We start from the raw sequence: 26,237 nt of genomic DNA on the forward strand, positions 1-26,237 counted from the left end.
GATTTTCGGGCCCCTTATAGTCCGCCGCGCCCGCGGCGCAAGCGCCGCCCGGAGCCTCGTTCCGATCAAGCCGGAAGGAAGCTCCAGAATGTTGTTTTGACGCGTTTTCTTTGCGCAGCCGGTGCCCGCTTCGCGCGAAAACGCCCTGGATCACGAGTTGCAAATATCCGCCATGGCCATACGCACCCGCAAACTGCTCGGAACCATCTTCCTGCTGATCCTGGTGGTGGTGTGGTCGCTGCTGGGCATGACGGTCGCCCAGACGCCGTGGCTTGCCAATTCGGGGCTGCTGCAGGCGATCTTCTACGTCGTCGCCGGCCTCGGCTGGGTGCTGCCGGCGATGCCGATCGTCGCCTGGATGTCGCGGCCCGATCGCGCCTAAAGCATGATCCGGAAAAGTGCGAAGCGGTTTTCCGAAAAGATCATGCTCAAACAAGGAGCTAAAGCGCGATGGGGATTCAACCTAATCTCATCGCGCTTTAGGTAGCGTTCTGGTCGCGCGCACTGCGCGTCGGCCGTACCGGCGCGAACATCACACCCGACAGCAACACCCGCATCATCCGCAATGAGCGCACGCGGCCGTCCCATGCGATGCGCGGCAGCGCGTGGAGGTTGGTGCGCCGCTGCGCCTCGACGACCCCTGGTATGGTCGACACCGCGCTGGCAAAGCCGGCCTCCTCGGCCATCACGACATGCGGACGGCCGAATGCATCGCGGTCCCCGAACGGGAATGCGAAATGCCTGACCTGCCGCCCAAGCGCGCTCTCGGCCACCGCGTTGCCCATCGCCATCTCGCGCTGCGCGTCGGCATCCCTGAGGCTTGACAGTGCCGGATAGTTCACGGTGGCGCTGCCGAACGTCACATTCGGATCGGCGGCAAGCTTCGCCAGATCCTGCCAGTCGAGTGACGCATTGCGTGACAATTGGGCCGCGTCGGCCGAATAGCGCCTGGCGAGATCGTTCAGCGCGTAGGACAGGTCCGACGGCGGCAGCTTGCGCAGCCAGCCGGACAGGAAATCGAACAGCTCGTATTTGTCCGACAGCGTCGAGACGGCGAAGTGCCGTTCCCTGCCGTCGACCATGAGGCCGATGCGGCTCTCGCGGGCGATGATGTCCTCGAGCGCCAGCCACCACGCCGCGCCCACACCATCCGGGAAAGCCGTCGGCAGATACAGGGTGAAGGGGACGCGGTGCCTCATGAGCACCGGCCAGGCATGGGTGACGATGTCCTTGCTGGCGCCGTCAAAGGTCAGGCAGGCAAAGCGCCGGCGCTCCGGCAAGGTCACCGCGCGGCGGCAAGCCTCGTCGATTCCGACGATGTCATACTGCCAGCGTTTCAGCGCGCGGATCGTGCGATCGAGGAAAGCCGGCGTGATCTCCTGGGACTTCAGCGGCTGAAACCGGCCGCGTCGCGCGGGACGAACGCGGGCGAAGCGCAGGATCACCCCGGCGCCGCCGCTCTCGCGTTCCCGCAGCTTGAAGGCGCCACTGAAATACGCGAGCTCCATTCGGGCCCGTCGTAAAATCCCGCTGTCCGGCGCCAAGATCCCCGTCCTTGTCAGGCGGTTCCCGCACACCGCCACGGCATTGTTATTACTCTTTGTTGACATTTCCCTGCGAAGGTCGGCCCAGCCGAGAACTGTAAATTAATACCTAAAAAAAATTTGGGTTCCGAGATGACCATGGCGGCGGCAATCGAAGGCCAGACGGCTGAGACGCGGGCGTGGCCTAACGCAATCCGCGTTGCCGGCGTCGACATCTTTCATGATCTCACCGCGGCCGAGGCCACCTGGCGCAGCTTCGAGACATCGCAGCACAGCTACACGCCCTATCAGCGGTTCGATTTCCTCGCCAGTTGGCAGCGCCAGGTCGGCGAGCGCGAGGGCCTGCGGCCCTTCATCGTCGTCGCCCATGACAGCGAACGCCGGCCGCTGCTGCTGTTGCCGCTCGCAATCGAGTCCCGCCTCGGCGCGAACTGCGCGAGCTTCATGGGCGGCAAGCATGCAACCTTCAACATGGCGCTGTGCGAGAGGGATTTCGCCGCTAACGCGACGGAAGCCGATATCGCGGCTCTGATCGGATCGATCACCGAACGCTCCCGCGCCGACGCGCTCGTGCTCTGCCAGCAGCCGCTGCGCTGGCAGGACCTGCCGAATCCGCTGGCGATGCTGCCGCACCAGCCTTCGGTCAACGACTGCCCGGTGCTGGCGATCGAGCCCGGCGCGGCCCCCGCGGCGCTGATCAGCAACTCGTTCCGCCGCCGCCTCAAGGGCAAGGAGCGCAAGCTGCAGGCGCTGCCCGGCTACCGCTATTACGTCGCGAGCGAGAGCGCCGATGTCTGCCGCCTGCTCGACTGGTTCTTCCGCGTCAAGCCGCAGCGCATGGCGGAGCAGAAGCTGCCGAACGTGTTCGCCGAGCCGGGCATCGAGCCGTTCATTCGTGCCGCCTGCCTCGCTCCGCGCGCCGACGGCAACGGCTATGCGATCGACATCCACGCGCTGGAGTGCGACGAGGAAGTGATCGCGATCTTCGCCGGCGTGTCCGACGGTCATCGCTTCTCGATGATGTTCAACACCTACACGATGTCGGCCAATTCCAAGTTCAGCCCCGGCCTGATCCTGATGCGCGATATCACCGATCGCCATGCCGGCCTGAACTACCGCGCTCTGGATCTCGGCATCGGCTCGGACGAGTACAAGCGGCTGTTCTGCAAGGACGATGAAGCCGTCGTCGACAGCTTCATTCCGCTCAGCCTGCGCGGCAAGCCGGCGGCCAGTGCGCTGTCGGCCATCAATCGCGCCAAGCGCGCTGTGAAGCAAAATCCGGCGCTGTTCGAGATTGCCCAGAACCTGCGCAGCATGTTCCGCTGAGCACTCAGCTCGCCGCGTCGCCCTGCTCTGCGCCGCCACTCGGTACGCCGAGCCGCTTCATCGCGTCGAACAACAATGCCGCGGCGGGTGACAGCGCACGCTTGCGCAACTTGATCAGGCCGTAATTCTCCAACAACAGCCTGTCGCGCAGGCGCAGCACCTTGAACCGCTGCGGATCGACCAGATCGAACACCAGCATGGGGACCGGCACGATCGCGTCGATGCCCGCGGCAATTCCGACCGAGGCGAAAAACGACTCGGTGTTGATGACCCGGCGCGGCGGCGTCACGCCGCGGCTCATGAACAGCCTCTCGAGCGCCTGGCGCATGAAGGATTCGCGCGGCTGGCAGATCCATTGCTGGTCGGCCATGTCCTCCAGCTCGACCGTCTCGCGGCCGGCCAACGGATGCTCCGCACGAACGAGCAGCACCGCCTCCTCCGCGCCGATCTCGTAATAGTCGAATTGCCGGGGGTCGATGCCGGCGGGAATCCTGGCGACGACGAAATCGAACTCGAGCGCCAGCAGTCGCGTGATCAAAGGCGGGCTGGTGCTGACATCGAGCGAGATGTTCACCCGATGCAGCTTCTCGCCAAGATACTGGATCACGTCGACGACGAGATCGATGCTCGGCTTGGCGACTGTTCCAACGGAGACGGTGCCGAGCTCACCGGACTTATAGCCCGCGAACTCGTCGGTGACCTGGTCGAGATCGGCCAGCACGCTTTTGCCGCCACGGATCAGGATCGACCCATAGGCCGTCGGTTCGACGCCGCGCGCGGTGCGTTCAAACAAGGGAACCCGCGCCAGCGCCTCGATTTCGGCGAGCATCTTCGATGCCGCCGACTGGGTGATGTTCAACCGCTCGGCGGCGAGCTGCAACTTGCGCTCGTTGTCGAGAGCGACCAGCAGGCGCAGCTGGCGCAGTTTCAGATTATTGATCACGGCCCGCCACCATCCTGCCCGGCAAGAGCCTTATCCGTTCCGTTTCAGCCGGAACGGGGCTCCAAATTCTGCTTTGACGCGTTTTCTTTGCGCGAACCGGCAGCCACTTCGCTGGAAAACGCTCCAGGGTTCCCGCGTTTATACCGCGGTGCATCATGACAGTTTCGCCGTGGCTCCATTCCCAAATGCCATTAGTCACGCGGCCGTCGATTACACAACAATGAATGGGACTTGCAAGGGCAACGCGACGAACCGCTGCGGGTGCACCAGGTGCCGCCCCGAACAGCGCAGTGATCGTCTGCCGAATCCGAAAAACAGGAAGGGATGGGAACGATGAGCGACGATGTCGAGAAGCGCGCGATCGGGAAGATGATGCGGCGGCTGATTCCGTTCCTCATCCTGTGTTACTTCGTGGCCTATCTCGATCGCGTCAATGTCGGCTTCGCCAAGCTGCACATGAACGCGGCGCTCGGCCTCAGCGAGGCCGCCTACGGGCTCGGCGCCGGCCTGTTCTTCATCGGCTACTTCTTCTTCGAGGTGCCCTCCAACATCCTTCTGGAGCGGTTCGGTGCACGGCGCTGGATTGCCCGCATCATGATCAGCTGGGGCATCGTCTCGGCCGCATTTGCCTTCATCCCGCAGATGTCAGCGGCGAGCGGCCTGTCGAGCGAATGGATCTTCTACTTCCTGCGCCTCCTGCTCGGCGCCTGCGAAGCCGGCTTCTTCCCCGGCATCATCTTCTATCTGACGCTCTGGTTCCCGTCGGTGTACCGCGCGCGCGTCATCAGCCTGTTCATGCTGGCGATCCCGATCTCGAGCATCATCGGGGCGCCGATCTCGGGATTGCTGCTCAACCTGTCGGGCGCCGGCCTGACCGGATGGCAGTGGCTGTTCGTTTGCGAGGCATTGCCGTCGGTCCTGGTCGGCTTCGCTGTCCTGACCTTCCTGCCGGACTTTCCGCGCCAGGCAAGCTGGCTGCAGCCCGACGAGGTCAAGTGGATCCAGACCACGCTTGAGCGCGAGCGGCAGCAAACCGAGGCCGTGGAGCACATTTCCGTTCTGCAGTCGCTCACCGACTCGCGGGTCCTTGCCTGCGCCTTCGTGTATTTCTGCCTCAACGCGGCAAGCTACGGCGTCGCATTCTTCCTGCCCACCATCATCAAGGCGTTTGGCGTCACCGACACCCAGACCGGCTTGATCGCGGCCCTGCCCTTCGTGTTCGGCGCGGTCGGCATGGTGCTGCTCGGCCGCCATTCCGACAAGACCGGCGAGCGGCGATACCATGTCGCCGGCGCACTGACGCTCGCCGCCGTCGGCATCGGCCTTGCCGGGCTGGTGTCGAATCCGGTGCTGATCGTCGCCCTGCTCTGCCTTGCGCAGATCGGCGTGTCAGCCGTGCCGCCGATGTTCTGGCCGATGCCGGCCGGCATCCTGACCGGCGCCTCGGCGGCGGCAGGCATTGCCGCGATCAACTCGCTCGGCAACCTGTCAGGCTTCGCCGGCCCGTTCGCCGTCGGCTATCTGAAGGACCTGACCGGCAGCTTCACGGCGGGCCTGCTGCTGCTCGCCGTGATGGGACTGATCGGCGCGCTGGTCACGATCAGGCTGCGGATCGATCCGGTGCTCGAGCGAACCGCGCGCGAACCGATGATGGCGCACTAGGCATCGGGCGCCTGCACCGGAAGGGAACGGCGCCTGTAATGCCCGTCACCTGCCGGCGGCCGCCTTGCTCGCGGCCGCCTTCGCGATCTCACGGATGCAGGCGATGAATATCTCGGCGGTCGGGCCCAGGGTGCGGCCCTTCAGCGTGACGATCGCCGCCGAGACGGCGGCCGCCCGCGGAAGCTGAACCGGAAGCACCTTCAGCCCGAGATCGCCGCCGGCAAACTGCGCGACCGAGCCCGGCAGCATGGTGATGAAGCGGCCGGTTGCGGCGAGCCGGCAGCACAAATGAAGCGACAGCGGGCAGAGGGGCGGTGCAGGATCTCCTGAAGGGCGAGATCGCGTCGGCGGTGATGCCGATCGACAGCCTGCTGGGCCAGGTCCAATCCGGACAGCTTCGCGCTCTGGCGACGACCGGTCCCGGCCGTCTCAAATCTCTCCCCGATGTGCCGACGGTGGCGGAAGCCGGTTACCCCGCACTTCAGGACGTGACCTGGTTCGGCATCTTCCTGCCGGCAAAGACGCCCGCGGCAATCGTCGCGCAACTCAACAGCGCGATCCAGGCGTCATTGCGCACCGACGAGGTCAAATCCGGCATGGCCAAACTGTCGGTCGACGTCGACGCGGTCGCGATGAATGACTTTGCGCAACTGCTCGCCACCGAATCCGATCGCTGGAAAGGGATCGTGCGGGCGACCGGATTTACCCCGACGGGCTGACGGTGGCGCTCAGGCGGCGACCACCCGCGGGCCCCTCGCGACCGCTTCCGACGCCGCGCAGGGCTTGCTCAGCATCGTCACTTCGGCGAAGCCGACCGCCCTGAGTTGCTCGACCATCGAGTGGCGGGCATCCTGCGCCATGGCGGCGTCGGGCACGACGACCGCCTGCGCCTTCGCGGTCAGCAGTTCGGCCGGCAGGTCGACGGCCGAACCGGCGTCGAGCAGCACGTGGTCGTAGACCCTGAGCAGCGCATCGATCGCAAGGGCGAGCCGCGGCGATTGCAGATGCGAGCGATCGAAGCCCGGACGCCCGGCGCTGACAATCTGAACACGCGACTGCCGATCCTTGGTGATGATCTGCGCGAAGGTCGCCTCGCCCTGCATCAGCTCGGCAAGGCCCGGCGCCCCGGGATCGACGGTCGCCGACGTCAACACCGGCGAGGACGCGACGAGATCGACGACGACGACCTTGACCTGGCGCGCCATCAGACGCGCCAGCGTCAGGGCGGTCAGCGTAACGCTATCAGCCGCAGCCGGGCCGAGCACGGTGACCTTGTGGGCGGCGGGACCGGCGGCGACGAGGCGCTCGGCGAGCTCATCGATCTCGTCGGCGGTCTGGGCTGACTCAGGCGGCGCCGGAGGTTCATAGGCAGCCGCAGGCTCCAGCGGCAGTTCGGGCTCCACCGCCGGCCTCGGCGCGACCGGCGATGCGAGCGCGGGTTCAGGCGGCAGCGCCGGCGCGGGCTGGTCCACGGTTGCGGCATCCATGACCGGCTCGCGGCGCCTGATCACGGCGGCCGCCGGCGCGAAGGCGCGGCCAACCGCACCGGGCGCGGAGATGCGCAGCAGCTCGCCGGTGATGATGATGCCGGACGACAGCAGCAGCGTCGCCAGCGTCGCGATCAGCACGATCGGCAGCTTCTTCGGATAGGCCGGCGTATTCGAAACCGAGGCGCGCGAGATGATGCGACCGTCGGTCGGCGCGGCCTCGATGTTCTCGCGCGCCGTCGCCTCGCGATACTTGGCGAGATAGGCCTCCAGCAGGTCGCGCTGCGCCTTGGCTTCGCGCTCCAGCCCGCGCAGTTGCACGTCCTGGCTATTGCTAGACGATGCCTGCCTCTTCGACTGGTCCAGGCTCGCCTGCAACGCCATGACACGGCCATCGGCGACGCGGGCGTCATTGTCCAGCGAGCGCGAAACCTTGCCGGCTTCCTCGCGCAATTGCCGGTCGAGATCGGCGATCTGCGCCTTCAATTCCTTGATGCGCGGATGGTTGTCGAGCAGCGTCGACGACTGCTCGGCAAGCTGCGCGCGCAGCGTGCCGCGCTGTTCGGCCAGCCGGCGGATCAGCTCGGAATTGAGGACCTCGGAAGCCTCGATCGGCTTGCCGCCCTGAAGCATCTCCCGGATCAGCCGCGCCTTGGTCTCGGCATCCGCCTTCAGCGCGCGGGCATTGTTGAGCTGCGTGTTCAGCTCACCCATCTGCTGGTTCGACAGCGGGATGTTGTTGGTGCCGACGAACAGGCTCGACTTCGAGCGGAATTCCTCGACGCGCGAATCCGCGTCCGCGACCTTGGTGCGCAGCTTGTCGATCTCGCCGAGCAGCCATGTGCTGGCGGATTTGGCCTGGTCCTGTCGCGCGGCCTGCTGCAGCACGAGATAACCGTCTGCAATCGAGTTGGCGACGCGCGCCGCAAGCTCGGAATCTTCCGACTGGAACTCGATCACCATGACGCGCGACTTGTCGACCGCAAAAGCCTGGAAGCGCTCGTAATATGAATCAAGCACCCGCTCTTCCGGCGTCAGGCTGAACGGGTCACGGCCGATGCCGAACAGCGCCAGCAGCGACTTCAGCGGCGAAAAGCCCCGCAGCACCGGATCGAACTCCGGACGCTCGGCCAGCTTGTTCTTCTTGATGATGTCGCGCGCGAGATCGCGCGACAGCAGCAGCTGCACCTGACTCGTCACCGCCTCGGCGTCGAGCGAGGTGCGCTCCAGGTCGCGCTCGCCGTTCGGACGCAGGAAGGCGTTCTCGCGATTGTCGATCAGGATTCGCGCTTCCGACTTGTAGCGCGGCGTCACGACGTTGACCGCGGCAAGCGACAACGCGAACGCCAGCACCGTCGGCACAATGATCCAGCCGCGCTTGCGCGCCAGCGCGCGGCCGAGCACGTGCAGGTCGAGATCGGCCGTCTCCGCCGGACGGGCCGGCTTGTCAGGAGCAGGCTTGTCAGGAGCAGGCTTGGGCGCAGCCGGCTTCACGACAGCTTCGTCGGCGACGGGCGCAGACTTCGGCAACGCCCGTTGCACGACGGCCTTATCCTTGCCTCTACGCCAGAATGCAAAACGCATAACGAACCCCCGCGGACACCGCGACTCCATCTCAATGGGGCGATTACAGTCCATTAAGGTTGCCGCTGGGTTAATCGGTGGGGTTGACGGGCATGGCCGCCACCACCCGCCCCGTCATTCTTTGTTAACCATGAGTGCCGTTAATCGGGGCCGATCTTGTCGCGGGATTCCTCACATGCGCGATCTGCGCGCTCCCCTTATTTGCCTGGTCACTGCGCTCGCGCTGTCGGGCTGCATGGGCCGAACGTCGCCGGTCGCCGGCGACCCCGGCCTCGATTCGATGGCGTATGCTGCGCCCGCGGCCTATGCCGATCCCGCACCGACGCGCGAGGGCTATAATCTCGGCCCCGGCGACAAGCTCCGCGTTGTGGTCTATGGCCAGGAAGGGCTGACCAACGCCTATGCGATCGACGCCGCCGGCGCGATCACCATGCCGCTGATCGGCTCGGTGCCGGCGCGCGGCCGCACCCCTGCCCGGCTTGCCGCCGAGATCACTGCTCGGCTGCGCAACGGCTACATCCGCGAGCCGTCGGTCTCGGTCGAGATCGAGGCCTACCGGCCGTTCTTCATCCTCGGCGAAGTCCAGGCCCCCGGCCAATATCCCTATGTGCCCAACATGACGGTCGAAAGCGCGGTCGCGATCGCCGGCGGCTTCTCGCCGCGCGCCAGGCGCGACGAGGTCACCCTCACCCACACCGATGCATCCGGCGCAGGCCGCTTCGTCGCTCCGCTGGGCACGCCGATCGGCCCGGGCGACACCGTGTTCGTCGGCGAGCGCTGGTTCTGATCGATGGCGCAGGATCAAACCCAGCAACCGCCGCTCCGCATCCTGCACGTGGTGCGCGCCCCGGTCGGCGGCATCATTCGTCACATCCTCGACGTCGCCAACGGCCAGATCGAACGCGGCCACCATGTCGGTATCGTCGCCGACAGCCTGACCGGCGGCGTGCGGGCCGACGCGGCGCTTGCCGAGATCGAGCCGCGGCTCAAGCTCGGCGTCCACCGCGTGGCGATACGCCGCGAGCCGCGCTTCGCCGACTTCATGGTCTGGGCCCACATCGCCGGCCTGATCCGCAAGCTGAAACCCGATGTCGTCCACGGCCATGGCGCCAAGGCCGGCGCCTATGTCCGGCTGCGGCGGCGCTCGAGCAAGGTGATCCGGGTCTACACGCCGCACGGCGGCTCGCTGCACTACCCGCTCGACACCTGGAAGGGCCGCTTCTACAGCCAGCTCGAGCGCACCCTGATGAACAGCACCGACCTGTTCCTGTTCGAGAGCGCGTTTGCCCGCGACACCTATCAGCGCACCGTCGGCAAGCCGGCAGGCCTCGTGCGCTGCGTGTTCAACGGCGTCACCGCGGAGGAATTCGAACCGGTCCCCCGCGCCGACGATGCCGCCGATGTGGCCTATGTCGGCGAGTTCCGGCGCATCAAGGGCGCCGATCTCCTGATCGACGCGGTGGCGAAGCTGCGCGCCGAGGGCAAGCCGGTGACGTTGACGCTCGGCGGCGACGGCGAGGAATTCGAGCGCCTCAAGGAGCAGGTGAAGCGGCTGTCGCTCGGTGAGGCCGTCCGTTTCATCGGTCACGTCAAGGCGCGCTTTGGCTTCTCGAAGGGTAGCCTGCTCGTGGTGCCCTCGCGCGGCGATTCGATGCCCTATGTGGTGATCGAGGCGGGCGCGGCCGGCGTTCCGATGATCGCGGCCGATGTCGGCGGCATCCCCGAGATCTTCGATACCCACACCGACGCCCTGTTCGCGCCGAGCAATGCCGGAGCGATGGCCGACGCGATCAAGGCCGCGCTCGACGATCCCGCCGCGACCGCGGCGCGCGCCGAGCGACTGCGCGAACGGATTTCGGAACATTTCTCGCAAAGCGCGATGGTCGATGGTGTACTGGCCGGCTATCGCGACGCATTTGCCAAACGTTAACCACTTCTTGCACACGTAACCGTTTCTTCCGATTTGTTCCCTTAAGTCACGTCCGGGGGAATTTTCGTGCTGCGCGCGGATGCCCATCTGCATGCGCAGGAATGGACGTGGACTCGTGGAACCGTTTAACGCACGCTCGATGCTGGATGCCGCTGCGTCTGCGACGGCCGCTCAGCCGCAGATCGAACGGCGCCGGCGCCTCTCGCCGGCCGCGCTCGCCGTTACCAACCAGAAGGTTCGCGGCGCCTACTCGCCGGTCGTGATCGCCGGCGTAGTTCGCCTCGCCGACTTCGTGCTGCTCAGCCTGGTCGGCGTTGGGCTCTATCTCGCCTATGTCAGGCCGCTCGCCGGCGGCGGCATTCACTGGGGATATATCGCATCGATCCTCGGCATGTCGGCTGCCGCCGTGGTCTGCTTCCAGGCCGCCGATATCTACCAGGTGCAGATCTTCCGCGGCCAGCTTCGCCAGATGACGCGCATGATCTCGTCATGGGCCGTCGTGTTCCTGCTGTTCATCGGCATCTCCTTCCTGGTCAAGCTCGGTGGCGAGGTCTCGCGGGTCTGGCTGTCGTCGTTCTTCTGCGTCGGCCTTGCGGTGCTGATCGCCGAACGGCTGCTGCTGCGATCGATGGTGCGCGCCTGGGCGCATGACGGCCGGCTCGACCGCCGCACCATCATCGTCGGAGCCGACCACAACGGCGAGCAGCTGATCGAGGCGCTGAACGCCGAGGATGATTCCGACATCCATGTGCTCGGCGTGTTCGACGACCGCAATGACGATCGCGCCACTAATACCTGCGCCGGCTCACCGAAACTCGGCAAGATCGATGACATCGTCGAATTCGCCCGCCGCACCCGCGTCGACCTCGTGCTGTTCGCGTTGCCGATCTCGGCGGAGACCCGCATCCTGGAAATGCTGAAGAAGCTGTGGGTGCTGCCGGTCGACATCCGCCTGTCGGCCCATACCAACAAGCTGCGCTTCCACCCCCGTTCCTATTCCTATATCGGCAAGGTGCCGACGCTCGATATGTTCGAGGCGCCGATCACCGACTGGGATCTGGTGCTGAAATGGCTGTTCGACCGCGTGGTCGGCGGTCTGGCCCTGCTTGCGGCGCTGCCGGTGTTGGGACTGGTGGCGCTCGCGGTGAAACTCGACAGCCCCGGCCCGGTGCTGTTCCGCCAGAAGCGCTTCGGCTTCAACAACGAGCGGATCGACGTTTACAAATTCCGCTCGCTCTACCACCACCAGGCCGACCCCACCGCCTCCAAGGTCGTGACCAAGAACGATCCGCGCGTGACCCGCGTCGGCCGCTTCATCCGCAAGACCTCGCTCGACGAATTGCCGCAACTGTTCAACGTGGTGCTGAAGGGCAATCTGTCGCTGGTCGGCCCGCGCCCGCACGCCGTGCAGAGCAAGCTGGAGAACCGCCTGTTCGACGAGGCGGTCGACGGCTACTTCGCTCGCCACCGCGTCAAGCCCGGCATCACCGGCTGGGCGCAGATCAACGGCTGGCGCGGCGAGGTCGACACCGACGAGAAGATCCAGAAGCGCGTCGAATATGACCTCTATTACATCGAGAACTGGTCGGTGCTGTTCGACCTCTACATCCTGCTCAAGACCCCGTTCTCGCTGCTGACCAAGAGCGAGAACGCGTACTGAGAATTCAGCCGATTGCTGTCGTTGCGCGCGCAATGACAAACGTATGTATCTGTTGCGTTGCGTGAGTATCCGATGGCCTATGCGGCGACAGCCGGGACGTCCCATTCGCTGACATCAGCACCAACGGGCGTGCTGGCGCTACAGCGGGCACTGGTGTGGCTGGCCGGCGCGTCCGGCGCCATCGTGTTCATCGAGCCGAGCCCGTATGAGCTCGTCACGCTGACCGCCTGCGTGCTGTTCTTCGCCACGGGCTTGCGCATGCGGCTGGTGTTCATGCCGCTGCTGTTCACATTGATCGTGCTCAATGTCGGCTACAGCATCGGTGCGGTGCCGTTCCTCGACAAGCCGGAGGTGGTGAACTGGATCCTGACCTCCTGGTACATGGCCATCACCGTCATCTTCTTCGCGATGGTGATGTCGGAGGATACCGAAGCCCGCCTCGACATGCTGCGCCGCGGCCTGATCGTCGGCGCGATGATCGCTTCGCTCGCGGGCATCGCCGGCTACTTCCGTCTGGTGCCCGGCGGCTACGACCTGCTGACGCTGTATGACCGCGCCCGCGGCACCTTCAAGGACCCGAACGTGCTCGGCGCCTTCCTGATCCTGCCGGCGCTGTTCACGCTGCAGAGCGTCGTCTCCGACCGCTTCGGCAAGGCGTTCCGCAACGCCATCGCCTTCGGCATCATCTCGCTCGCGATCCTGCTGTCGTTCTCGCGCGCCGCCTGGGGCGGCCTCGTGATCACCGCGGCCTTCATGCTGGCGCTGATGGTGTTCACCAGCCGCTCGCAGGCGCAGCGCTCGCGCATCATCGTGATGACCCTGATCGCCGCGATCCTGGCCGTGGCGCTGATCGCGGTGCTGCTCTCGGTCGGCTCGGTCGCCGACATGTTCAAGCAGCGCGCGAGCTTCGACCAGAGCTATGACGAAGGCCGCTTCGGCCGGTTCGGCCGCCACATCCTCGGCGCCCAGATGGCGCTGGAGCTGCCGTTCGGCATCGGGCCACTGCAATTCCACACTTACTTCCCCGAGGACACCCACAATTCCTATCTCAACGCCTTCATGTCGGGCGGCTGGATCTCCGGCATCTGCTATCCGGCGCTGGTGTTCGTCACCGCGGTCATCGGCTTCCGCTACATCTACATGCGGGTGCCGTGGCAGCGCGGCTATCTCGCGGTCTTCTCGGCGTTCCTCGGCTTCGTCGGCGAGAGCTTCATCATCGATACCGACCACTGGCGGCACTTCTGGATGATGCTGGGCACGATGTGGGGTATGTATGCGGCGGCCGAGCGCTACCGCGCGATGTCGGCACGGATTATCGACGAGTCTTCGGCGGCATCCTGAGACTGGCGCGCTGCTCCGGCGGCATGTCGATCACCGCCTTCAATGCTCCGGTCGCTTCCAGCACGCCCTTGTAGCCGTCATTGGCGAAGCGCAGCAGCAAGTGCAGCTCGTCGTCGGTGTAGCTGCTCCACAGCTTGAGCATCGCCTCCTGCATCGGCACGTAGAACTTGCCGATCTCCGCCGCTTTTTCCTCCACCACCGAGATGAAGACCTTGCGGCGGTCGCTCTCGTCCCGCTCGCGGCGCACGTAACCCGCCTTCTCCAGACGATCGACCACGCCGGTGATCGCGCCGGTGGTCAGCCCGGTGACCTCGGCTAGGCGCCCCGCGGTCACCCGCCCCTCAAGGTGCAGGATGTCCATGCATTCCATGTCGGAATTGGAAATTCCGGCCATGTTCGCAACGGCTTGGCCGTACATCACGCCCTGCGCGGATGACCGGCGCATCGCCTCCTCGAGTTCCTGCATCAGCGCTTGGCGCGAGGTCGTGCTTGACAAATCGGCTCCCATCTCTTACTCGTCTAATATCTTAGGTACTAAGATAATTAGCAACTGACCTTTCCTATCCCACACGGATGCATGGAGCAAGGCATGACCTCACGTCCCCGTAAAGCTCTGATCATCGGCGCCGGCATCGCAGGTCCTGTCACCGCGATGTTCCTGACCCGCGCCGGAATCGAGACCGAGCTCTATGAAGCCTGGCCCTATTCCACCGGGATCGGCGGCGGGCTGCAGATCGCGCCGAACGGCATGCATGTGCTGGCGGAGCTCGGCCTCGCCGACGAGTTGATCCGCAACGGCTCGATCGCGGAGTCCTTCGACTTCTATTCGCAGGGTGGCAAGAAGCTCGGCTCGCTCAACCAGAACATGCAGCAGCGCTTCGGCCAGCCCGCGGTGAACATGTGCCGCGCGACGTTGAACGAGACGCTGATCGACAAGGCCTGGGCCTCGAACGTCTCGGTGTTCTTCGAGAAGAAACTGGTGAAGATCGAAGACCGCGGCGACCAGCCCGTGATCGCCTATTTCAACGACGGAACTACCGCCGAGGGTGATTTCGTGATCGGCGCCGACGGCGTGCACTCTGCGGTGCGGCGCCACGTGATCCCTGACGGCCCGACGCCGTTCGACACCGGGCTGATCGGCTTCGGCGGATTCGTGCCCCGCGCGGTGATCGAGAAGCTGCCGATCGGCCAACGGGTGGCGACCACGTTCGGGCAGAGCGGCTTCTTCGGCTATGGGATGTGCAGCCCCGATCCGGACACGGGCGGGATGTGGTGGAGCACGCAGCCGTCGCACGGCATGACCGCGGCGGCCTACCGGCTGCAGAGCCAGGACGCGATCAGGCAGCATCTGCGCGATTTCCACGCCGGCTGGCACGCGCCGATCCCCGAGATCATCGAAGCTGCGGAGAAGATCGTGGTCACCGACACGCTCGACGTCGCGACGCTGCCGACCTGGTCGCGCAAGCGCACGCTGTTGATCGGCGACGCCGCGCACGCTACCAGCCCGCATGCCGGCCAGGGCGCATCGCTCGCACTGGAGGACGCGCTGCGGCTCGGCATCCTGATGCGCGAGGGCCAGGAGCTCGGCATGACGTTCCAGGCTTTCGAGCACGAGCGGCGCCCGCGCGCCGAGAAGATCGTGGCGATCGCCCGCCGCAACGGCAACAGCAAGCGCGAGTTCAGCCCGACCGGTGCCTGGCTGCGCGATCACATGCTGAAGTTGCTGCTGCCGGTGTCGTCCAAAGGTATGGACTTCATGTACGCCTATAATCCGCGCGCGGCGGCGTAGCGCTCTATCTTCTCCCTCTCCCCGCTCTCTTGTCCGCCGAAGCCCGCCTTCGGGCGAAGGCGGATGCGGGGTCGAGACGAGCGAAGCTCGCTCTTAGAGAGTTAGGGTGCGGGGCTCTCTCCACGCACAATGCGATTGGACTGACCTGTTCCCCCTCACCCGGATCGCATCTCACGATGCGATCCGACCTCTCCCCGCAAGCGGGGCGAGGTAAGAAGCACTACTTCTCGACCTCAAATGTCAGCCCGGCGTGATCAACCAGGCGCTTGATCAGCTTGTGCTGCATCGCGGCTCCCGGCGTCCAGAAGCCGGCGGCGACGTCGGGCGTGTCGCGCAGCAGGCAGATCGCGCATTCCGAGATCATCTTCGAGGTCGAGCCGTAGCCGGGATCGCGATCGCCCTTGATGCCGGCGCGGACCATGCGGCCGTCGGGCGCGACCGCGAGATAGAGCAGATCGTAGCGGCCGTTCTCGCGCTCTTCCTTTGACGGCCCCTCGCCCGGCTTCGGCGCGCTTGGGCCGGTCTTCTCGGCATTCAGCGCCATCACACGCTTGGCGTTGGCCTCACCCTTCTCGCCCGAACCGGTCAGGACCATCTCGTCGTAGACGAAGTCCCGTCCGTAGGGAAAGCCCATCAGCATGTTGGAGCGGTGGACGTTGCGCGTGTTGATCAGCGCCATCATGAACGGCGCGGTCCAGGAGTGCAGATCCTCCTCGTAGGCCGGCTTGCTGCCGCGCGGCTGCTTCGGACCCTCGAAGCCCGGCGTCAGCGCGAACGGATTGTTGAGGATCGCAACCAGGCTGAGGTCCTTGGCGACCGCATCGAAGGTGGCCTTGGCGCTCGCCGCGGTGCCGCCGGACAGCGTGCCGCGCATGTCGCGCACGCGGCCCTTGACGCGCGGCGCCGGCGCGCCGAACACCCGCTTGGCCTCCTCCTGGACAAAGAACGCGCCGAGTTCGAACGGCACCGAGTCGAAACCGCAGGAGAACACGATGCGCGCGCCGCTGGCCTTCGCGGCGGCTTCGTATTTGTCGATCATCTGTCGCATCCAGACCGGCTCGCCGCAGAGATCGAAATAGTCGGTGCCGCTTTCCACACAGGCCGCGATCAGCTCGTTGCCATAGAGCTGATACGGTCCGACCGTCGAGACGACAGACTTGGTTTGCGCCAGCATCGCCTTCAGCGGGCCGGCATCGCCGGCATCGGCGACGATCAGCGGCGTGTCGGCGGGCGCGCCGATCGCGTCGCGTACCGAGGCGAGCTTGTCCTTGCTGCGCCCGGCCATCGCCCATTTCAGGCTACTGTTGCGATAATGTGCCGCGAGATATTCGGCGACGAGCTGGCCGGTGAAGCCGGTCGCACCATAGACGACGATGTCGAGTTTCGACGAGGACATGGCTCAGGCTCCCTGCGCGGCGAATTGGGCGCCCTTTTGTCATCGCGGGCGCGGCAACGCAATGCGCTATTTCTTGTACGAGACGCCCATGCCGGCGCGCACGTCGGCCTGGATGCCGTAGGGCGCGATCGGGTAGCGCAAACCGTTCCTGGCGAGCTGCTTCATGCCGGCGATCGCCTTCACCAGATAGGCCGGCGGCAGCGCCATCAGCATCTCCTCGTCGGGCACGCCGCCATAGCGGCGCTCGGCGAAGCATGGCAGCGACAGGCTCGGCTCGCCGGTCTTCAGCGCCCGCCCCCACGAATCCGCGCAGGCGGTTTCGCCGACCACGCCCCATTCGAACTTCTTGTAGCCGGTGTATTGCAGCCCGTTGATCAGGATGATCATCTGTCCCGGCGTCGCATAGACGAGGCAGATGTCGGGCGGATTGAGCCGTCCGCTGGTCAGTGGGCTCACCGCCATCGCCTGATACTGACCGTACGGCACCACGTCGAGCGCCTCCTGGCGCTTGCGCGCGTCTTCGGCGGTGCCGTGCCAGACGCCGACATAATTCTCGCCGGCAAGCCATTTCTCATCCTGCGGCGCGAGCCCGATCACGGCGCGGCATTGCGCGCCGACCAGATCGTCGCCGGTGATGCCGACGGTCCAGCCGAGCCGCGAGGCCATGCTGACGATCTGGTCCGTGGTGTGGACCGCCGACGGACGGCGGATCTTCGGGATCGCCTCCATCTCCTCGACGCGCGCGAACATCTTGATGCCGATCACCGTGGTCTTCAGCCGCAGCAGATTGTTCAGATCGGTGACGATTGCGCCGAGGTCGAACTGTTCCGGCGGTGTCTGCTGTTGCATGGCGAAAACTCCCGTGGGCGGCGGCTTGGCGCCGCCTGTTGATTTGATGTTAGCCGGATTGGCCGGTGAAGGCGACAAGCCTCAACGTGCAGCCGGTCCCGGCAACAAATCGTCGGTTTTGCCGGCCAGATGGTAGGCCAGAAGCCCGATCCACTCCCGCGTGCCGAGATCGGCGCGCGACAGGCCGTCGATCGCAAGCGTCGCGAAGCTGAAGACATCGCCGACGCGCCAATCGACCGGATAGGCCTCGACATTGAATCCCGCCTTGCGGAACAGCCCGACCGAGCGCGGCATATGGTAGGCCGAGGTGACGAGCAGCCAGCGCTCGCCCGGCTTGGGATCGACCAGTGCCCTGGAGAACTCGGCGTTCTCCACCGTGTTGCGGGAGCGGCGCTCGATGATCAATCGCGGCCTGGCGATGCCGAGCCCCTCGAACATCTCGGCGGCATAATCGGCTTCGCGCGCATCGTTCGAGATCAGGTTCGCGCTGCCGCCAGTGAACACGAGGCGCGCATTCGGATATCTGCGCGCGAGCGTCGCCGCCGCGATGACGCGATCGGCCGCGCTGCGCACCACCGGTGTGCCATGCGCAACCGACAGATCGGCATCGATCGAGCCGCCGAGCACGATGATGCCGTCCGGCGCGCCGCGCGAAGCGTCCCATGGCGGGAAGCGCTGCTCCAGTGTAGAGATCAGGACATTGCCGAGCGGCGAGAAGCCGCAGATCGCGAGCAGCAGCAGCGCGGCCACCATCAACCTGCGGCCGAGGCGCGCAAACCGCGTCAACAGCAGCACGGTGCCGATCACGCCGATACCGATCAGGAAGTTGATCGGCAGCAGCATGATGCCGAGCGTCTTGGAGAGCACAAAAAACAAGAGAAGCCCCTGCGAAGTTCTGCTACAGCGTCATACGCTGCTGGGAAACTAATCAAAAGCCGTCACATGACCCATCATCATCTGAAGTCGAGCCCTGAAACCTGCCATTGGGGCTTCTTTGAAGCCAAGCTGAAACCGGTTCTGACCGTTGCGAGCGGCGACGAGATCACGATCGAGACCGTCAGCGGCGGCCCGGACGTGGTGCCCGACCGCGGCAAATTCTACGTTCCGCCCGAGCTCGACGAGATCCATGCGAAGTGCGAGCGGATGGTACCCGGACACATTCTGACCGGCCCGATCGCGGTTGCCGGCGCCGAACCCGGCGACGTGCTCGAGGTCGATATTCTCGACGTTCAGCTGCGACAGGACTGGGGTTACAATCTGATCAAGCCATTGTCCGGCACCCTGCCCGACGATTTCCACGAGACACGCGTCCTCAACATCCCGCTCGATCGCGGGCGCATGGTCGGCCGCATGCCGTGGGGGCTCGATCTGCCGCTCAAGCCGTTCTTCGGCGTGATGGGCGTATCGCCGCCGCCGGCCTGGGGCCGGATCTCCTCGCTGATCCCGCGCGCGATGGGCGGCAATCTCGACAATAAGGAGCTCGGCGCCGGCGCCAAGCTCTATCTGCCGGTGTTCGTTCCGGGTGTGCTGTTCTCCTGCGGCGACGGCCATGGCGTGCAGGGCGACGGCGAGGTCTGCGTCACCGCGATCGAGACCGCGCTGACCGGCCGCTTCCGCCTCACACTGCGCAAGGATATCAAGCTCGCCTATCCGCGCGCAGAGACCGCGGATCATTACATGACCATGGCGATGGATCCCGATCTCGACCAGTGCGTGGTGCGGGCGCTGCGCGACATGATCGTGCTGCTCGGTGAGAAGCGCAACCTGTCGCGTGAGGACGCCTACACTCTGTGCAGCCTGGCCGCCGACCTGCGCGTGACGCAGACGGTCAACGGCTCCAAGGGCATCCACTGCATGATCGCCAAATCGGTGGTCCACGGGTAACCACGCACGTCATTCCGGAACGATGCGCAGCATCGAATCCGGAATCTCGAGATTCTCCGGTGCGTAATTCGCGCACCTGAGGATCGGCTCTGCGAGCCGCCTGGAATGACCAAGTGGATAAATAGCCGCACTTGTGTTCCGCGAGCCCGGCTCGATACAATCCCCGTCCCAACGAACAAGAATGGACGGGGACGGATATGCTGAAGGACAGGCTTTCGCCGGCCGACGAGGCTGCGCGCGACAGGGAGATGCAGGAGACGCTCGCCGCCTGCCCGCGCATCCTCGACCTCATTGCCCGCGGTCCGCAGGGCGCGCCGGACGCTGAAGCCGCGATCTATCTGCGCTCGCCGCTCGATCCCAACCCGGTCGTGATCTCGAACGATCACTTGATGGGCTGCATCAAGGCCGCTGAAACCTATTTCCGTAAGCACGGCATCGGCAAGGACGACGCGGTGGCTGTCCTGCTCCCGGCGTGCCCTGCGACCGTCGTCGCGATCTTCGGCGCAGCCGCCTGCGGCGTCGCCGAGCCGCTCAATCTGCTGTTCACGCGCGAAGCGATCGTCGCCCAGCTCAACGCGATCAACGCAAAGCTGTTACTGGCGCCGCCGCCGGGCATGCCGGGCGGGCTCTATGAGAGGGTCGAGGGCCTGCAGCGCGAGGTGCCGTCCCTCAAGCGCATCGTGATCGTGCCGCTCGACGGCAGCATCGCCTTCGACGGCGAGGTGCTGCGGCCCGATCCCGCCTGGCGCGACGACTACGGCAAGTCCAAGGACATGAGCGAGGCCGACCGCGTCGCCGTGATGCTGCCGACCGGCGGCACCACCGGCCATCCGAAGGTGGCGCGGCTCACCAATCGCGCCATGGTCGCCTCCACCGTATCCTCGCGGATGGCGCTCGATTTCCATCGCGGCGAGCGCGCGATGATCACGATGCCGCTGTTCCATGTCGGCGGCCTGTTCTGCACCACGGCCAATTCCCTGGCGGCCGGCACGACGATGGTCATCCCCGGCCCCGCCGGCGCGCGCGATCCGGCGCTGGTCCGGCACTTCTGGCAGATCATCGAGAAGTACGGCATCAACATCGCCGGCAACGTGCCGACGATACTCGGCGCCCTCGCCGATATCCCCGTCGCTGACAGCGACATCTCGACCCTGCGCGTCACCGCCACCGGCGCCTCGATCTGCCCGCCGGAGATCGAGCGGCGTTATCTTGCGACCTGGGGCGGCCCCTGCATCCAGCAGCTCTACGGCATGACCGAGCTCGCCGGTGCCATCACTCACGATGTGCACGGCGTGAAGCCGCGCGCCGAGAGCGTCGGCACCCGCAATCCGCTGGTCGAGCTTGCGATCCTCGACGGCGGCAAGCTCCACACCGGACCGTGGCCTTCGCCGGTCGGCGAACTGCTGACCAGGGGCCCGCAGGTGTTCGCCGGCTATGTCGACAAGAAGCAGACCGAGGAGGCGTTCCGCGACGGCTGGCTGCGCACCGGCGACATCTGCCGGATCGATGCCGACGGCTTCGTCTACATCATGGGCCGCGCCAAGGACGTCATCATCCGCGGCGGCCACAACATCGATCCGCGCGCGATCGAGGACGCCGCGCTGGCGTTTCCGGGCGTGGCGCTTGCCGCGGCCGTCGGACGTCCCGACACCTACGCCGGCGAAGTGCCGATGCTGTTCGTCTCGGCGCAGCCCGGCGCCCATATCGATCCGAACGCGCTCGCAGCCTTCGTGCAGGACAACATCCTGGAGCCGCCGGCGCGCCCGCGCGTGGTGTCGGTGATTCCCGAGATGCCGGTGACTCCGGTCGGCAAGATCTTCAAGCCGAAGCTGCGCGAGATCGCCGCCGGCGAGGCCGCGCGCGAGCTGCTGGCGCTGGAAGGATTGTCCGGCGAGGTCAGTGTCGACGCGATCACCGATCCGTCCCGCGGGCTGTACCTGAGCGTGAGCGCGCCTCCGGACAAGGCCGAAAAGGCTGAGCGGCTTCTCAAGAAGTTCCCGGTCAAGGTCGAGTTACGGCCCTAACGCCTTCATCTATCTCAATAATTCGATGACGCCCTCGCGCTGGAACTTGCTTCCAGCGCGCTTGGGCGCGGCTGGCTGCTTCTTGCCGCCCACGGCTTGACGAACTGTCTCATTCCTAAATAGACTCTAAATAGATACTTTTCAGTACAGGCGTTCAGGGTTAAGCGTTTCACCATGGCTACGGAAAAGGCCGAAACCGACCGCGTCCCGGTCACGCTGGCGCTCTCGACGATCGGATACCTCGAGAAGCTGGTGAGACAGGGCACCCACGGCACGAGCGTCCCGGGCGTCGCACGGACATTGATCGAGGAAGGCATTCGGCTCGCCATCAAGGACGGGTTGCTTGCAATCCGCGACAACGGCCGCACGCCCTAGCATGATCCGGAAAAGTGGAGACCGATTTTCCGAAGAGATCATGCTCAAACGGGGATGAGATCACGGCGCGATTGCTTGTCATCGCGTGGTGAGCTCAGGCGTGTGCCGGCGCGGCGGTTCAACACAGAACGTGGAACCGTCAGATGATTGCCATCGAACCGACCTGGACGCCGGAGCGCGTCGACCAACTCAAAATCTACTTTGAAGCCGGCCTCTCCTGCCGCGACATCGCCGTCAATATCGGCGTCAGCCGCAATGCGGTGATCGGCAAGCTGTCGCGGCTGAACCTCACGCGCACGACGCCGGACGAACGCCGGGCGCGGCGCAAGAAATCGGCCGCCCACGCCGCGCAAAGGGCGACTGCCAAGCAGCAGCTCCGGTTGCTCCAGGCGGTCTACGAGCGGGAGCCCGACGATGCGCCGATCGTCAGCGCCAACAGCTGCTCGCTGTTCGAACTGAGCGAGCAGCGCTGCCGCTGGCCGATCAGCACCCCGGGCGCCGATGATTTCTGCTTTTGCGGCAACACACCGCTCGGCGGCATGCCCTATTGCTCAGGGCATTACCGCCTCGCCTATCAAGCGGGATCGCGCCAACGCGCGATGCGCGGATAGCGCTTGATGCGCGGGGAGCGCTTGGGTGAAGCCGTCCCGCACGCGATGCGGGACGGCCGTTCAGCCGACCTTCCAGCCGGTCGCCGCTACGATGCCTTGATAGAAGTCCGGCGTGTAGGCCTGTTCCGGCGTCTTGCGCACGCGCTCGTCGAGCAGATGCGCATCGTCACCGACCAGGATGCGCCAGCGCTCGGCCTTCACGCCGTCGAGGATGATCTTGGCGGCGGCCGCCGCCGAGGTCGGCGCCTCGTCATGGAAGATGCGGGCGCGATCGAGCGCGAGCTGCTGGATGTCGGCGTCCGACATCCTGGCGACGTCGATCCCCTGCCCCTGCAGACGCTGACGCGCCTGCTTGAGCTCGTCGGCATTGAGCTGGTCGGAGCCGTTCTGCACCTTGCGGGAGTTCGACACGATCGAGGTGCCGATATGGCCGGGCATCACGACCGAGCACTTCACATGCGGCGCATTGAGGCGGAGATCGTTGATCATCGCCTCGGTGAACCCCTTCACGGCGAACTTCGCCGCGCTGTAGGCGGTGTGCGATACACCCATGCCGACCGAGGCCCAGAAGCCGTTGACGCTCGAGGTGTTGACGATGTGCGCCTCGTCGGCCTTCACCAACAGCGGCAGGAAGGTGCGAACGCCGAGATAGACGCCGCCCCAACAGATGTTGAAGGTGCGCTCCCACTGCTCGCGCGTGTTGGAGAACAGGCTGCCGCCGCCACCGATGCCGGCGTTGTTGAACAGCAGGTGGATCTTGTCGGTCGCCTGCTGCTCGATCAGCTTATCGCGGAAGCGCTTGTAGTGATCCTCGATCGAGACGTCGGCAACGTGGGTCGTGATGCGCAGGCCCTGCGGCAGCTTCTCGACCTCGCAGAGCCGCTTGGTCTCGGCCATCGCCTCGGCCGAGACGTCGCACATCGCGACATTGCAGCCCTCGGCAACGAGCAGCCGTGCCAGCTCGCGCCCCATGCCCGTGCCGCCACCGGTGACGACGGCAATCTTTCCAGCAAAATCCTTCATGTGAGATCCGTTCCTTCCCTTATTTTTCTTGCCCTGTTCTTCTTTGTTTCGGCCGGAGCGCGGATCGCAGCTCCAACCGTTTGGCTGTGGCACCTTACATCACCGAATTGTCGCCCATCAACGGCGCCTTCTCACGCGCAAGTGAGCCGCTTGCAGCAGATTGAGACGGTGGCCGCGTAATGAAATCATTCCGCGTTGCGAACAATCCGACATCGGCAATCGGAGACGATGATCGTGCACATCCTGAACGGATTGGTCGCGACAACGCTGATGGCGATCGCGGCCGGAATTTCCACCGCGGCCGCTGCAGCCGAGGTAACACCAGCGAAGCAGCGCGACGGCACCTGCGCAGATGAACCACGTTGATCGCAATCCGCGCAGAGCACAGCGCGCGGCGTGGCACAGCGCGCGATCGTCATATGCGAAGCTCTGACAATGCTGCGATCACGTCGCCCGAATTCGAATGCTTGTTCGCGAAGCGCGTGAGACTCACGCGATGATCGCGCGCATCCTGGCCGCAGGCCAAGCCGCGTCATGACGCGGCCTCGCGCTATTCGGCTGTCTCGATGCGCACGGATGCGCGCCGCCGCAGGACGCCGGCACCCGCGCTCAGGGCCAGCTTGAGCAGGCCGCGCCACGAGAAATCGATGATAACCTCATGGTGCCGCAATCCCTTGCCGCCCTTCACCAGCCCGAGATCCCGGATCAGGCAATAGTGGCCGCTGCTCATGCGCGCCAGGCGGCTGTTCTTGAAGCGTCCCATGAATGGCGAGAATGCACTGCGGATCGATTCCGTCAAATCTTGACGGCGTCGAATCGGCAAGGCGACGGCAACCCGATCGCCGGCCGCAGCTTGCGCGGGCCGCGCGCCACCATCGTCGACGCCGGCTGGGCCCTTGAATCAAAAACCTCCGGCAGGGCATTGCCGGAGGTTTGGGAGGCTTAGCAGCCAGCTAAGAGCCATCATTCAATGTGTTGGCCATGGCGTATATAGTTTAGTAGATCAGGTAAGTAAATAAGTCTGCGGCTAATGAATCGCATGGCTCGTCTTCGTCGTTCGCGTGGACCGAAATGACGCAGCTCAGCTCTCCTTAGAATCTTTCGCAAAGAAAAAACCCCGGCAGTTGCCTGCCGGGGTTCTGTTGGATCGTGATCAGATCAACCGGTATTACCAGTTGCGCTGAGCGCGGAAGAGCATCTGGATAGTGTCCTGATCCTTCAGCTCGTAGGTCGCGGTCGGCTTGCCGATAGCAGTCGCCGACGTGGTGATGATGCCGGCATACTTCTGATCGAGGTGCGAGTAGGTCACGTCGGCCGAGAAGGTCAGGTTCTTGACCGGGGTCCAACGGGTGATCACGCCGATCTGCGCGATGTTGTAGTCGGGATTGCAGGCGGTCACGCCAGCGCCGCCAGCGAATGCGGCACGGAACGAACCACCGACGCCACCAACGCCGCAGATGAGCGACTTAGCCGCGTCGTTGAACGAGACAGCGGCGAACGCACCGTACAAGCTGGTGTTCCAGTAGGGATCCCAGTTGTGGGTGTACGCACCGCGCATACCCCAGGTCTTGATGGACTGCTGCTGACCGCCGGGGCCGAACACCGTGTCGGGTGCCGTACCGAAGCCAACGCTGCCATAGACGCCCGGCAGGCTCGAACCGCCGTAGATGGCGATCGAGCTGGCCTGGCTGGCCAGTTCCTGGATGTTGTAACGGGTCGCACCGTCCGTGTAGACGCCCTGGATGTTGATGGTGTCGCCGGGTCCGGTCGGGATGTTCTTGATCGACAGGGCCAGTGCACCAGCCCAACCCCACTTGTCGTCGGGATGACCGGTCAACTCGGTACCGCCGTAGTAGGCAGCGTGGTTGTCATGGGCGGCGACCGACGCCTGGAAGATACCCCAAGCCTGATCGACCTTGAGCGCGGCAACGAAGTCCGGAGCGATCGTGCCGGCGTAGTCGCTGGAGCCGTAAGCACCACCGACGCCGAGGTTGTTCACGCCAGCCTGCATGTAGGCAACCTGGTCCTGCGCCGACAGAGCGAGCGACACGCCGTTGCCGAACTGCGCGGTGTAGGTGAACTGGTTGATGCCGTTGGTGGTGTTCACGCCACCGACGAGCGCGTCGTAGTTGTTGCCCGGATAACCGTTCCAGGGGGCAGCGAACTGCGAAACCGCCTTACCCATCGTGAAGCCGGCGAACTGGATGAAGGCGTAGTAGACGCCGACCGAACCGGCAGCCACGTTGCCCGAACCAGCGTTGTTCGGCGCGGCCGTCGAGCCGATCGCCGAGTACACCGTCGAGCCGTTGCCCTGGCCGGCGTAGGTGTCGGAGGTCCAGGTGAACACCGCATCGAAATAGGTACGGACCACGCCGTATTCGGTCGCGGTGCGCGTATCGATGTTGAAGTCTTCACGCGAACGCCAAGTGTAGCCGTTCGTGAAACGGTTGTTGGCACCGCTGGCGCCGTTGTAGTTCGCGCCGTACACGCTGTTGCCGTTCACCACGACGTCAGCACGCACATAGCCGCCCAGCTTGATGCAGGTGTCGGTGCCGGGGATGTAGTAGAAGCCCGGACCGTAAAGCGAGCAAACCTTCACGTACTCGACCGCTTTGGCCTTGACGGGAAGATCGGCCGCCTGTGCCCCGCCGACCGCGACCAGCGCAGCCGTCGAGCCCAGGATAAGGCTCTTCAAATTCATATTAAACCTCCAAGTTGCTCATATGCGGAGAGTCCGAGGCCGCGAGCGCCCCGTGATCCTCCCGCATTGTCCAAGACCGTTTTCCCCAAACCCCGCACCCTCAGATCA

General features: G+C 65.1%; 25 protein-coding genes. 13 read left to right on the forward strand and 12 right to left on the reverse strand.

Annotation, left to right across the window (positions count from 1 at the left end):
- Nucleotides 1-172 precede the first annotated feature (172 nt).
- Entirely contained in the window at nt 173-382 is a 210-nt protein-coding gene (locus QA639_RS24400) for a DUF2842 domain-containing protein (protein WP_016844954.1), read from the forward strand.
- A gap of 97 nt (nt 383-479) precedes the next feature.
- On the opposite strand, the gene QA639_RS24405 is transcribed toward QA639_RS24400, so the two are convergent.
- The gene (locus QA639_RS24405; RefSeq protein ID WP_157341067.1) at nt 480-1,508 is read right to left on the reverse strand and encodes a polysaccharide deacetylase family protein; all 1,029 of its coding nucleotides are present in this window, start codon (nt 1,506-1,508) and stop codon (nt 480-482) included.
- 168 nt (nt 1,509-1,676) lie between these two features.
- On the opposite strand from QA639_RS24405, the gene QA639_RS24410 reads away from it, so the two are divergent.
- Entirely contained in the window at nt 1,677-2,870 is a 1,194-nt protein-coding gene (locus QA639_RS24410; RefSeq protein WP_283087556.1) for a GNAT family N-acetyltransferase, read from the forward strand.
- A 4-nt stretch (nt 2,871-2,874) separates the two neighbouring features.
- Here QA639_RS24410 and QA639_RS24415 read toward each other — a convergent pair whose 3' ends face one another.
- Nucleotides 2,875-3,813, reverse strand: coding sequence for a LysR family transcriptional regulator (locus QA639_RS24415; protein ID WP_283087557.1), 939 nt, complete (start codon nt 3,811-3,813; stop codon nt 2,875-2,877).
- A 324-nt stretch (nt 3,814-4,137) separates the two neighbouring features.
- Between QA639_RS24415 and QA639_RS24420 the strand changes: the two genes are divergently transcribed.
- A complete protein-coding gene (locus QA639_RS24420; protein ID WP_016844958.1) occupies nt 4,138-5,475 on the forward strand; it encodes an MFS transporter in 1,338 nt (445 codons plus the stop codon).
- A 45-nt stretch (nt 5,476-5,520) separates the two neighbouring features.
- Here the strand turns inward: QA639_RS24420 and QA639_RS24425 are convergent, their stop codons facing one another.
- Nucleotides 5,521-5,763, reverse strand: coding sequence for a type 2 periplasmic-binding domain-containing protein (locus tag QA639_RS24425; RefSeq protein ID WP_050384915.1), 243 nt, complete (start codon nt 5,761-5,763; stop codon nt 5,521-5,523).
- Between the two features lie 65 nt (nt 5,764-5,828).
- Between QA639_RS24425 and QA639_RS24430 the strand changes: the two genes are divergently transcribed.
- Entirely contained in the window at nt 5,829-6,194 is a 366-nt protein-coding gene (locus tag QA639_RS24430; protein WP_283087558.1) for a Bug family tripartite tricarboxylate transporter substrate binding protein, read from the forward strand.
- A gap of 9 nt (nt 6,195-6,203) precedes the next feature.
- Here the strand turns inward: QA639_RS24430 and QA639_RS24435 are convergent, their stop codons facing one another.
- Nucleotides 6,204-8,546, reverse strand: coding sequence for a GumC family protein (locus QA639_RS24435; RefSeq protein ID WP_283087559.1), 2,343 nt, complete (start codon nt 8,544-8,546; stop codon nt 6,204-6,206).
- Nucleotides 8,547-8,721: 175 nt separating this feature from the next.
- Between QA639_RS24435 and QA639_RS24440 the strand changes: the two genes are divergently transcribed.
- From QA639_RS24440 to QA639_RS24455, 4 genes are all read left to right on the forward strand, one after another.
- The gene (locus QA639_RS24440) at nt 8,722-9,333 is read left to right on the forward strand and encodes a polysaccharide biosynthesis/export family protein (RefSeq protein ID WP_428841061.1); all 612 of its coding nucleotides are present in this window, start codon (nt 8,722-8,724) and stop codon (nt 9,331-9,333) included.
- A 3-nt stretch (nt 9,334-9,336) separates the two neighbouring features.
- Complete coding sequence (locus QA639_RS24445) at nt 9,337-10,476, forward strand: glycosyltransferase family 4 protein (RefSeq protein ID WP_283087560.1); 1,140 nt, start codon at nt 9,337-9,339, stop codon at nt 10,474-10,476.
- A gap of 115 nt (nt 10,477-10,591) precedes the next feature.
- The gene (locus QA639_RS24450) at nt 10,592-12,136 is read left to right on the forward strand and encodes an undecaprenyl-phosphate glucose phosphotransferase (RefSeq protein ID WP_283087561.1); all 1,545 of its coding nucleotides are present in this window, start codon (nt 10,592-10,594) and stop codon (nt 12,134-12,136) included.
- A gap of 72 nt (nt 12,137-12,208) precedes the next feature.
- On the forward strand, nt 12,209-13,477 hold the full coding sequence (locus tag QA639_RS24455; RefSeq protein ID WP_028333910.1) for an O-antigen ligase family protein: 1,269 nt from the start codon (nt 12,209-12,211) through the stop codon (nt 13,475-13,477).
- Here QA639_RS24455 and QA639_RS24460 read toward each other — a convergent pair.
- Entirely contained in the window at nt 13,449-13,943 is a 495-nt protein-coding gene (locus tag QA639_RS24460; protein WP_193395223.1) for a MarR family transcriptional regulator, read from the reverse strand. The genes QA639_RS24455 and QA639_RS24460 overlap by 29 nt on opposite strands.
- 123 nt (nt 13,944-14,066) lie before the next feature.
- Between QA639_RS24460 and QA639_RS24465 the strand changes: the two genes are divergently transcribed.
- The gene (locus QA639_RS24465) at nt 14,067-15,266 is read left to right on the forward strand and encodes an FAD-dependent oxidoreductase (protein WP_283087562.1); all 1,200 of its coding nucleotides are present in this window, start codon (nt 14,067-14,069) and stop codon (nt 15,264-15,266) included.
- A 220-nt stretch (nt 15,267-15,486) separates the two neighbouring features.
- Here the strand turns inward: QA639_RS24465 and QA639_RS24470 are convergent, their stop codons facing one another.
- The 3 genes from QA639_RS24470 to QA639_RS24480 form a co-directional block, all read right to left on the reverse strand.
- Complete coding sequence (locus QA639_RS24470) at nt 15,487-16,662, reverse strand: saccharopine dehydrogenase family protein (protein WP_157341054.1); 1,176 nt, start codon at nt 16,660-16,662, stop codon at nt 15,487-15,489.
- Between the two features lie 66 nt (nt 16,663-16,728).
- Nucleotides 16,729-17,511, reverse strand: a complete 783-nt coding sequence (locus tag QA639_RS24475) for a DUF169 domain-containing protein (RefSeq protein WP_283087563.1) — start codon at nt 17,509-17,511, stop codon at nt 16,729-16,731.
- 81 nt (nt 17,512-17,592) lie between these two features.
- Nucleotides 17,593-18,387 (reverse strand): YdcF family protein, encoded by a 795-nt coding sequence (locus QA639_RS24480; protein WP_283087564.1) that lies wholly within the window; start codon nt 18,385-18,387, stop codon nt 17,593-17,595.
- Nucleotides 18,388-18,453: 66 nt separating this feature from the next.
- On the opposite strand from QA639_RS24480, the gene QA639_RS24485 reads away from it, so the two are divergent.
- The 4 genes from QA639_RS24485 to QA639_RS24500 all read left to right on the forward strand — a co-directional run bounded on the left by QA639_RS24485 (nt 18,454) and on the right by QA639_RS24500 (nt 22,405).
- A complete protein-coding gene (locus QA639_RS24485) occupies nt 18,454-19,395 on the forward strand; it encodes an acetamidase/formamidase family protein (RefSeq protein WP_283087565.1) in 942 nt (313 codons plus the stop codon).
- A gap of 197 nt (nt 19,396-19,592) precedes the next feature.
- Complete coding sequence (locus tag QA639_RS24490) at nt 19,593-21,419, forward strand: AMP-binding protein (RefSeq protein WP_283087566.1); 1,827 nt, start codon at nt 19,593-19,595, stop codon at nt 21,417-21,419.
- A gap of 174 nt (nt 21,420-21,593) precedes the next feature.
- Nucleotides 21,594-21,794: a hypothetical protein gene (locus QA639_RS24495; RefSeq protein WP_016844973.1), complete on the forward strand. Its 201-nt coding sequence runs from the start codon at nt 21,594-21,596 to the stop codon at nt 21,792-21,794.
- Nucleotides 21,795-21,937: 143 nt separating this feature from the next.
- Nucleotides 21,938-22,405 (forward strand): GcrA family cell cycle regulator, encoded by a 468-nt coding sequence (locus QA639_RS24500; RefSeq protein ID WP_283087567.1) that lies wholly within the window; start codon nt 21,938-21,940, stop codon nt 22,403-22,405.
- Between the two features lie 60 nt (nt 22,406-22,465).
- On the opposite strand, the gene QA639_RS24505 is transcribed toward QA639_RS24500, so the two are convergent.
- From QA639_RS24505 to QA639_RS24520, 4 genes are all read right to left on the reverse strand, one after another.
- On the reverse strand, nt 22,466-23,428 hold the full coding sequence (locus QA639_RS24505; RefSeq protein ID WP_283087568.1) for an SDR family oxidoreductase: 963 nt from the start codon (nt 23,426-23,428) through the stop codon (nt 22,466-22,468).
- 185 nt (nt 23,429-23,613) lie between these two features.
- Nucleotides 23,614-23,847, reverse strand: a complete 234-nt coding sequence (locus QA639_RS24510) for a hypothetical protein (RefSeq protein WP_157341043.1) — start codon at nt 23,845-23,847, stop codon at nt 23,614-23,616.
- Nucleotides 23,848-23,978: 131 nt separating this feature from the next.
- Nucleotides 23,979-24,158 (reverse strand): hypothetical protein, encoded by a 180-nt coding sequence (locus QA639_RS24515; protein ID WP_050999539.1) that lies wholly within the window; start codon nt 24,156-24,158, stop codon nt 23,979-23,981.
- Nucleotides 24,159-24,596: 438 nt separating this feature from the next.
- The gene (locus QA639_RS24520; RefSeq protein WP_283087569.1) at nt 24,597-26,129 is read right to left on the reverse strand and encodes a porin; all 1,533 of its coding nucleotides are present in this window, start codon (nt 26,127-26,129) and stop codon (nt 24,597-24,599) included.
- Between the last annotated feature and the right edge of the window lie 108 nt (nt 26,130-26,237).

This window comes from Bradyrhizobium pachyrhizi (genome assembly GCF_029714545.1).
Lineage (GTDB): Bacteria > Pseudomonadota > Alphaproteobacteria > Rhizobiales > Xanthobacteraceae > Bradyrhizobium > Bradyrhizobium pachyrhizi.